Origin of the sequence: Fictibacillus sp. Mic-4 (genome assembly GCF_049843615.1) — a bacterium.
GTDB classification, from domain to species: domain Bacteria; phylum Bacillota; class Bacilli; order Bacillales; family Fictibacillaceae; genus Fictibacillus_A; species Fictibacillus_A gelatini.
In genome coordinates this window covers 18325-27819 of the sequence record NZ_JBBHZM010000040.1, presented here as the reverse complement: position 1 = coordinate 27819, position 9495 = coordinate 18325, and the positions used below count along the sequence as shown (strand labels likewise).

The following is a 9495-nucleotide window of genomic DNA, read 5'->3' as shown; positions in this document are numbered from 1 at the left end:
GCTTTTTTTATACTTTCGATACAAATTAGAAATAATTGGACAATAAAAGATTGATTTCCGCCAATAAATAGGTTCCATCGGACAATAAATGGCATCAATCAGACAATAAAATTAGAGTATTCTACACTTTTTGTCCAAAATGGCGTACTTATTGTCTAAAAGTCATAAGTTACTGTCCAAATTTGAGCACTTATTGTCCGAGACAAGATATTTTTAATGAATGGCAACGATTCGTGATATTTTTTTCTAATTTCATTGATTTAACGAGTGTCCTTTCCGGAAAGGGCTATAGTTAAAATAAATGCGGTTGGCATAATCACTTCATGCCAACCACATTTTTCTTCTTTTATTGCTTAGATGCAAGCAAGCCTTGTTCCAATCGCTCTTTCTGGCGAAGATGGTGCATAAAGTGCATGTAAACGAGCTGATACCATTCCGCAGCGTTTAAGTAACCGAATCTTGGGTGTTCGATTTTCCGCCAGGTCTTCCGCTCTGCATGTTTTTTTACGCTGCAACTCGAGGACAATCGCCAGCAAGCGGTCCGTCCGGTTCATCAGCTGCTCCCCTCCCTATTGAAAAAATACTAAAAGAATAACTACCGTTCCTCCATAAATCATTGCAATCGTTCTTATCCACTGATCCTCCCATAAAACCTTTTCCGGTTGATCTCCCTTATTCTCGATATGGATTAAATATAAATAGCGAAATATTCCTATAATAACGACCGGAATCGTCCACATAAAGTAAAGCCCTTTTTGAAACGAAAACAACGAATAGGTCATTACAACTGATGACGCTACTATCGTATTCAGCTGATCAAGCAATTCTTTATTATAATATTCGAGGACTTTCCTCGTTTTTCCTTTTCGGTTGATCTGGTCATTTACTTCAGACCTCCGCTTGCTGATCGCTAAAAAAAGCGCAACGAGCATCGTGCACAATAAAAACCATGGCGTGAGTATTACATCGCTCGCTATTCCCCCGCCAACTGCCCGGAAAACGTACCCCGAAGCAATAAGCAGAACATCAAGTAATGGGACATGTTTCCAATAAAAGGAGTAAACGACATTGAGCATAAAATACAACATTAAGATTCCGGCAAATTGAAAATTGATAAAAATGGCGCTGGCGAAAGAAACTATCCACAAAACAATGCCAAAAATGACCGCGGCTTTCAAACTTAATTTTCCAGCAGCAATCGGCCTGTTTCTTTTAACCGGATGATTTCGGTCGACCTCGACATCAGCAATATCATTCATAATGTAAACAACACTTGAAAGAAAGGAAAAACAACAGAAAGCTAAAACACTTTTTAGTAACATCCCTGTACTCACATGCGGCAGCGAAAAGAACCAGGCGGCAAAGACTAGGGCATTTTTTGTCCAATGTTTCGGCCGCATTTCGATCCATAACCATTTCATCATAAATTCACTTCCATCAGTTTAACGATCATAGTTAATAATGTAATTATTAGTAGCGTATTATCGTTATTCAGTAAAGGTGACATAGGTTCAAGCGGATTTCCATTTGCATCCTATTCCATAAAAGCGTTTGCATTATCACAATTCCGTATTATAATACTTGTATACAAGTATACCTTTAGATTAAAAGGAAGTGGTAATTTGGCCGATTCAAAGGAGTGGTTATACCCGACAAAGTGGCTGTCGAAAGCTTCCACTGGCGAGCGTGTCGCTTGCGAGCTTAGAATGCGTATCATTTCAGGAATCATTAAACGCGGGGCCGTTTTATCAGAAAATAAATTAGCAGCCGATTTTGAAGTAAGCCGGTCACCGATTCGAGAAGCGTTAAAACTACTTGCATCAGAAAATATGATTCGCTTAGAACGAATGGGTGCGGTTGTTATCGGTTTAACCGAGAAGGAAATCGAAGAAATTTATGATGTGCGCCTGCTGATTGAGACATTCGTATTTGAACGGCTCGTCAAAACGGATACACAAGAAGTAGTAAGAGAGCTTAGTAAAATACTTGAAATGATGAAGATTGCCATCAAGTACAATGATGCCGATGAATTTTCCTACCAGGACGTTTTATTTCATGAAACGATCATCCGTTCCATTGATCATTCCTACATCATGATGATCTGGAATAACGCAAAGCCCGTTATGGAAGCGCTAATACTTTTATCAATGCGCATGCGTTTTAAGGAAAAGTACGATGATTTTACCCGCATCATCAACAATCATGAACTGTATATTGAAGCCATTTCTACTAAAGATAGAAATATTATGATTCAATCATTGCATCAAAACTTTGATGATGTTCAAGGCAAAGTAGAAGACCTATGGATGTCGCAGCAGATGTTATCAAAAGGAGAAGTTAGAGAAAATGACTAGTTATATGTTAGGGGTAGACATTGGAACGACGAGCACAAAAGCTGTTTTATTTAGCGAAAAAGGCGAAGTCATTCAAAAAGAGAATATTGGCTATCCCCTATACAAACCGGATATTTCTACAGCCGAACAAGATCCAGATGAGATTTTTCAAGCTGTTTTGCAAGCCATTTCAAAGATCATGAAATACTCCCATCGCTCCCCGAAAAACTTATCGCTCATTTCATTTAGCAGTGCGATGCATAGCGTCATTGCAATGGATAATAATGACGAGCCGCTGACGAAATGCATCACATGGGCGGATAATCGAAGCGAAGCGTGGGCACGAAAAATCAAAGAAGAACTCAACGGGCATGACGTTTATAAACGGACAGGAACCCCCATTCACCCGATGTCGCCTTTAAGTAAAATTGCCTGGTTAGTTAACGATCATCCCGAAATTGCCATGAAAACGAAAAAATATATTGGAATTAAAGAATATATTTTCAAAAAGCTCTTTGGCCATTACGTGATCGATTACTCGCTTGCCTCTAGCATGGGCATGATGAATCTAAAAAAACTCGATTGGGACGATGAAGCATTAAACATTGCAGGCATTACGAGGGATCAATTATCTCGGCTCGTGCCGACGACCGAAATTTTCACGAACTGTAATCCGGAAATCGCAAGACAGATTGGGATTGATCCAGAAACACCCGTTGTGATCGGGGCAAGTGACGGGGTGCTCTCAAATCTCGGGGTGGGTGCCATCGGAAAAGGCGAAATCGCTGTCACAATCGGGACAAGCGGTGCCATTCGAACGATTATTGATAAACCACAAACCGATGAAAAAGGACGATTGTTTTGTTATGCGTTAACTGAAAACCATTGGGTCATTGGCGGCCCCGTCAATAATGGCGGGATGGTTCTTCAATGGATCAGGGATGAATTCGCTTCTTCAGAAGTAGAAACAGCGAAAAGACTCGGCATCGATCCATATGAAGTGTTAACGAAAATTGCCGAACGCATAAGGCCGGGTGCCGATGGACTGCTTTTCCACCCCTACCTCGCCGGTGAACGTGCGCCATTATGGAATCCTGACGTACGCGGTTCATTTTTCGGATTAACGATGGCTCATAAGAAAGAACATATGATTCGGGCAGCTCTAGAAGGGGTTATTTACAATTTATACACTGTCTTTTTGGCATTGATGGAATGCATGAACGGACCAGTAAGCCGAATTCAGGCAACCGGGGGCTTTGCCAAGTCCGCTGTCTGGCGCCAAATGATGTCTGATATATTCGATCTGGAAGTCGTTGTCCCAGAAAGCTACGAAAGTTCGTGCCTTGGTGCCTGCATATTAGGTTTATACGCCATGGGAAAAACAGCATCATTCGATATCGTTTCGGAAATGGTTGGAAGCACTTACAAACACACGCCAAATGGAGATGCAGTAGTTGAATACCGAAAACTGTTACCGATTTTTATTCAACTATCGAGAGTATTAGAAGAAAATTACACACAAATAGCAACCTATCAAAGAGATTTAACCAACTAATTACGATTTTTGGGAGGGGCATATTATGCCATTACTTATTGTCGCTTGTGGCATTATCGCACTACTTATTTTAATCATGGGCTTAAAAGTAAACACCTTTGTTTCTTTGCTCATCGTATCGTTTGGCGTAGCGCTTTTACTTGGAATGCCACTTGATGGAGTTGTAAAATCCATTGAAGCCGGTATAGGCGGAACACTCGGGCATTTGGCATTAATCTTTGGTTTAGGCGCCATGTTAGGAAAGCTGCTTGCAGATGCGGGCGGCGCTCAGCGCATTTCGATGACCCTTATTAACAAATTTGGCGAAAAGAAGATTCAGTGGGCCATCGTCATCGCTTCATTTATTATCGGGGTCGCCTTGTTTTTTGAAGTCGGATTGGTATTATTAATCCCAATTATATATACTATTTCTAGACAATTAAAAGTTTCTATTTTACATCTTGGCATTCCAATGGTGGCCGCTTTATCGGTAACTCACGGCTTCTTGCCGCCACATCCCGGCCCGACAGCCATCGCGGGAGAATATGGCGCCAATATCGGGCAAGTCTTGCTTTACGGTTTGATTTGCGCCATCCCAACGGTTATCATCGCAGGGCCAGTATTTAATAAAATTGCGAAAAAAATAGTTCCCCATTCATTTAATAAAACTGGGAGCATTGCATCTTTAGGAGAACAAAAAACATTTAAAATAGAAGAAACGCCTGGCTTTGGCATTAGTGTTTTTACAGCAGTGCTTCCCGTTATTTTAATGGCCATCGCTACGATTATTTCTTTAATTCAAGAAACGGCGGGATTAGAAAACAATACGTTTTTCAAAGTGATTGAATTTATTGGCAATGCCTCAACCGCGATGTTAATCTCATTAATCGTGGCGTTCTTTACAATGGGAATTTCAAGAAAGATTCCGGTCAAAGACGTAATGGATTCTTGTACCGTTGCCATATCTCAGATCGGCATGATGCTATTGATCATCGGGGGCGGCGGCGCTTTTAAACAAGTGCTGATTGATGGCGGTGTCGGTAAATATGTCGCCGAGTTATTTAAAGGAACTTCGTTGTCACCGATTTTGCTTGCATGGATCATCGCGGCCATTTTACGAATCGCTTTAGGATCGGCGACCGTCTCGGCTTTAACGACAGTCGGGCTGGTTGCTCCTATGTTAGGCCATACCGATGTGAACCTTGCTTTAGTCGTGCTTGCAACCGGGGCAGGCAGTTTAATCGCTTCGCATGTAAATGATGCCGGTTTCTGGATGTTTAAAGAATATTTTGGCTTAAGCATGAAAGAAACATTTGCCACCTGGACGTTGCTTGAAACGATTATTTCGGTAGCAGGATTAGCATTTATTCTATTACTAAGTTTAGTCGTATAAGGAGAATGAGATTTTATGGAGCATACAATTGGCGTCATTGGTTTAGGAGTAATGGGCAGCAATATCGCATTAAATATGGCGAGAAAAGGCGAAAAAGTAGCTGTCTATAATTACACGAGAGATTTAACGGATCGTCTGATTGAGAAAGTAGAGGGTGAACCAATCTTTCCGTACTACAATATTGAAAGCTTTGTTCAGTCTTTACAAAAACCTCGAAAGGTCTTTCTCATGGTCACAGCCGGTGAAGCTGTCGATTCGGTCATCCGCTCTTTAGTCCCTTATCTTGATAAAGGCGACATCATTATGGACGGCGGCAACTCTCATTACGAAGATACCGCTCGCAGATATGACGACCTGAAAACAGAAGGAATTCATTATATAGGCATCGGCATTTCAGGCGGTGAAGTTGGAGCGTTAACAGGCCCGTCGATTATGCCAGGAGGCGATAAAGAGGCCTATGAAAAAGTCGCACCGATTCTAACGAAAATAGCCGCTCAAGTTGATAATGATCCTTGTTGCGTCTATATTGGCCCAAAAGGCGCTGGCCACTTCGTGAAAATGGTGCATAATGGCATTGAATATGCGGATATGCAACTCATTGCAGAAGCTTATACATTTTTAAGAGAAAGACTGAATTTGCCCGTCAATGAAATCGCCGACATTTTTGAAGCATGGAATGAAGGCGAGTTGAAAAGCTATTTAATTGAAATCACTGCAAAGATCTTAAGAAAGATTGATGAAAAGACGGGATTGCCGCTGATCGACGTCATTCTTGATAAAGCAGGCCAAAAAGGGACCGGGAAATGGACATCCCTGCAAGCGGTTGATAACGGAATTCCACTCTCGATTATTACAGAGTCGTTATTTGCCCGTTATTTATCATCTTTGAAAAATGAACGGGTCGTTGCAGAAGGCATTTTAGAAGGACCGGAACATGAGGGCAAAGCATTAGATAAAGAACATTGGATTGAATCGATGCGCCAGGCGTTATATTTAGGAAAGGTTTGTGCCTATGCCCAGGGGTTTGCACAATACAAAATGGCTTCAGATTTGTATGACTGGAATTTGCCTTTAAAAAATATTGCGCTGATTTTCCGCGGCGGCTGCATCATCCGTGCAGAATTTTTAAATGTCATTAGCGAAGCTTACCAAAATCAAGCAGACCTTGCCAATTTGTTAATTGCGCCTTATTTTGCCGAAAAAATCAAAGCGTATCAATCAAGCTTACGAAATGTTTTATCGGAAGGCCTTCTTTCTGGCATCCCGTTCCCGGCCTTAAGCGCGTCGCTCACTTATTACGACAGTTACCGCAGGGGTTCTTCAAACGCCAACCTGATCCAGGCTCAGCGCGATTACTTCGGCGCCCATACGTATGAGCGTACTGACATGGAAGGCGTCTTCCATACAGAGTGGGAATAATTAAAAAAAGCTGTTTAAGAAATGTTTTCTTAAACAGCTTTTTTGATCGCCATTTACGCTCTTTTCACCGTTGCTTTTTCTGTGCGATGCAAGGTCTCGTTCTTTTTCTTCGCTTCAGCCGCCCATTGATCGAGTGACAAATAAATGACGCCCGCGATTAAACAGCCGATTCCGAGAATCGAGAACAAAATTTGGCCGAGATGCCGATCGAGCAAAAAGCCTGCGAAAATCGGGCCGGCTGCACTCCCGACAATCCATTGGAGGCTTGCCGCTCCCATATACGTTCCCCGGAGGTGTTCCGGCGCAATGTTTGCCACAAATGTCATCTGTACCGGTGACAATAGCATTTCCCCGACCGTATAAATTCCGTAAATAACGATCAAGAAGACGAGGATGCTCCAGAAAGAGAAATGAAGCTTCGCAAACCAGAGCGGCAGCCAGCCTACCGCAAGCAGCCCAAAGCCAAAAAGAATCGCGCCATATAGCATTACTCTTCCAAGCGGTCTTGTACTTGCCCATTTTGAGATGGCAAATTGAAATAGAACCACTAATGCCCCGTTGAATGCCATTAAATAAGGATACGGGTTTTCTGCATCGGAAAGCGCCGGCAATTGTTGTTTAAAATGAAGCGGCAGCATTCCTTCTGTTTGTGAGAAGCCCATCGAAATAACGATCCCCGTAATAATATACAAAAATAATATTTTATCTTTGACGAGAACTGTAAACATTGACGGCAGCTTTTCTTTAGCCGAAACGGAATCCTTTTGCTCTTTCGCCTTTACGTTCTTTGGCAGCGTTTCCGCAAGCAATAATGCTAAACAGATCGAGTAAATAAATACCGAAGCGGCCGCAATAATAAAGATTACCGATTTTGAGACGAATACAACAGATGCCCCGAGCAGCGGACCGACCGCCGCGCCAATGTTATGGCCCATTCTGAGCAATCCAAACGCTTCCGTTCTCCCTTCTTCATCTGTCACATCGGCAACCATCGCGGAAGCCGCTGGATGAAACAGGGAATTAAACAATCCAAAAAAGCTCGACATAATCAGGAATGGGTAGAACCCATCGAAAAAGACAAAGCCTATCATAACGAGACCGTTCCCGACCATGGAAAGGATCATAATCGGCTTCCTTCCGTACTGGTCAGCAAGTTTCCCGCCGATTAACGATCCAAGTACACCGGCGACCGGCCCCATTGCCATTACAACACCGACTTGCCAGAAGTGAGCGACTTTATCGCTCATGTATAAAGCGAAAAACGGCATTAGCATCATCATTGCAATTCCATTGATCGATTCTCCAATAAACCGGATCCAAATATTGCGGTCCATTTTTCGATACGATTGTAACGTCATCTTCATTTCTTTCCCTCATTTCTTCATTCATATCTGTTAACATGAAAATTTTTCCTTTTTCAAGCACAAAAAAGCCGTGAGCAAGTTCTACCTGCCCACGGCTTTCAATCCGACCTAAAGAATGGGTAAGGAAAACTTACGGTTGTTCCATCGTTGTATAGTTAAAAAAGGGCACACTGATCCCGTTAGACAAAACTGCATACGTGATGGAACGAACTTCCACAAACCAATTAACTACACAACGTAAAAAACCGTTAAGCATATCCTTACACACCTCCATTCCTAAAATTTCATAATTAACATAATCATACAATATGATCAAACGTAAAGCAATAGTACTTGTGAAAAAATTCCTTCAATAAGCAAAATTTAAAAAGTCATATCGCGCTGCTAATTTCTGATGAGGACTTCTGAATCTTTGATACTCTCATTTTATATATCGTTATCAAGAATAAAACTAAACCGGAAGCAAGTAAAATCCATACAGGGTTTAAGTAATCAAATAGAAATCCATAAAAAATCATACTGATAGGAGCAATGACGTTTGCCACGGTTTCGACCAGGCCTAAAACCCGGCCCCGATATTGTTCGGGAGTTGTTTTTTGTACCAGAACATATAAAGGTGTGTTTAAAAATACAATTGTTAAGCCAAAAGCCAATAATAAGCCTAAATAGTATACAAAATTGAAAGAACTACTAGCAGGCAATAAGAGCGGGATAGCCATCATTCCTAATAAAAAGGAAAGAATGATTAAACTAATCCTCATAGTAATAAGCGGTTTCCTGGTTTCTTCCCTGGTTGATAAAAATATAGACATTAAAAGCATCCCTATAGCCAATGAAGCTTCAATTAAACCAAATTGATAAGATGTTAATTTGAGACGCTGAACTACGATGTATGGTAACCCGACTTGCATTGAGACACCAAAAAAATTCACCCATAAACCTACCGGAAGTATTACTTTATATAGAATGTAATTGCTTTGTACATAGGTGAAGCCCTCTTTTATTTCCACCCAAATATTACGTGTTTGTTCGGAGTTTAAATTGTCCCCTAAATCAGGCTTTTCGAATTTTAGGAATGAATCAAGAGCTGCTGAAAATAAATAGGCTACCGCATTAATCGCAATAAATGTTTGTATAGATAATACGCCGTAGAGAAGGCCTCCTATGATTGGGGCACCAATTGTTGCTAGTGAAATAGCGGATTGATTTAAGGATGTAGCTTTTTGTATTTGACCTTCATTAACCAAATTAGGTATTGAAGACGAAAATGTGATACTAGAAAATGTACTACATACTGATAAAATTGCAGTTGTCCCGTAAATAAGAGGAAGGGAAATTTCTAGTGAACTACCCGCCACTTAAAACCTAACGGTTCTTGAAGTGGGGGCTTCTCGACTTATCGCTGCTTTTGGTAGCCAACGAAAACTGACCGAGCGATCCCTCTCGTCCCAA

8 protein-coding genes and 2 pseudogenes are annotated in these 9495 nt (G+C 41.4%); 4 read left to right on the top strand and 6 right to left on the bottom strand.

All coding sequences use genetic code 11. The annotated features are described in order from the left end of the window. Positions 1-346: 346 nt before the first annotated feature. The 3 genes and pseudogenes from WD019_RS18625 to WD019_RS18615 form a co-directional block, all read right to left on the bottom strand. A pseudogene (locus WD019_RS18625) lies at positions 347-475 on the bottom strand (DinB family protein); the annotation flags it as partial. After that, positions 441-554: pseudogene (locus tag WD019_RS18620) on the bottom strand (helix-turn-helix transcriptional regulator); the annotation flags it as partial. The pseudogenes WD019_RS18620 and WD019_RS18625, both read right to left, overlap by 35 nt. 15 nt (positions 555-569) lie before the next feature. Then, positions 570-1424, bottom strand: a complete 855-nt coding sequence (locus tag WD019_RS18615; protein WP_425712438.1) for a decaprenyl-phosphate phosphoribosyltransferase — start codon at positions 1422-1424, stop codon at positions 570-572. Between the two features lie 198 nt (positions 1425-1622). Here WD019_RS18615 and WD019_RS18610 point away from each other — a divergent pair, with 198 nt between their 5' ends. From WD019_RS18610 to gnd, 4 genes are read left to right on the top strand one after another with little or no spacing between them, the layout of a single operon-like run. After that, positions 1623-2354, top strand: coding sequence for a GntR family transcriptional regulator (locus tag WD019_RS18610; protein WP_425712437.1), 732 nt, complete (start codon positions 1623-1625; stop codon positions 2352-2354). Further along, positions 2347-3888 carry a gluconokinase gene (gntK, locus tag WD019_RS18605; RefSeq protein WP_425712436.1) on the top strand — a complete coding sequence of 514 codons (1542 nt, stop codon included), beginning with the start codon at positions 2347-2349 and terminating at the stop codon, positions 3886-3888. The genes WD019_RS18610 and gntK overlap by 8 nt, the downstream gene beginning before the upstream one ends. Positions 3889-3913: 25 nt before the next feature. Next, positions 3914-5260: a GntP family permease gene (locus tag WD019_RS18600; RefSeq protein ID WP_026677474.1), complete on the top strand. Its 1347-nt coding sequence runs from the start codon at positions 3914-3916 to the stop codon at positions 5258-5260. Positions 5261-5275: 15 nt separating this feature from the next. Further along, positions 5276-6679, top strand: coding sequence for a decarboxylating NADP(+)-dependent phosphogluconate dehydrogenase (gene gnd / locus WD019_RS18595; protein WP_026677475.1), 1404 nt, complete (start codon positions 5276-5278; stop codon positions 6677-6679). A gap of 53 nt (positions 6680-6732) precedes the next feature. On the opposite strand, the gene WD019_RS18590 is transcribed toward gnd, so the two are convergent. The 3 genes from WD019_RS18590 to WD019_RS18580 form a co-directional block, all read right to left on the bottom strand. Next, on the bottom strand, positions 6733-8043 hold the full coding sequence (locus WD019_RS18590; protein WP_026677476.1) for an MDR family MFS transporter: 1311 nt from the start codon (positions 8041-8043) through the stop codon (positions 6733-6735). 130 nt (positions 8044-8173) lie between these two features. After that, a complete protein-coding gene (locus WD019_RS18585) occupies positions 8174-8299 on the bottom strand; it encodes an RAxF-45 family protein (protein ID WP_425712435.1) in 126 nt (41 codons plus the stop codon). Positions 8300-8414: 115 nt separating this feature from the next. Continuing rightward, positions 8415-9401: an MFS transporter gene (locus WD019_RS18580; RefSeq protein ID WP_425712434.1), complete on the bottom strand. Its 987-nt coding sequence runs from the start codon at positions 9399-9401 to the stop codon at positions 8415-8417. Between the last annotated feature and the right edge of the window lie 94 nt (positions 9402-9495).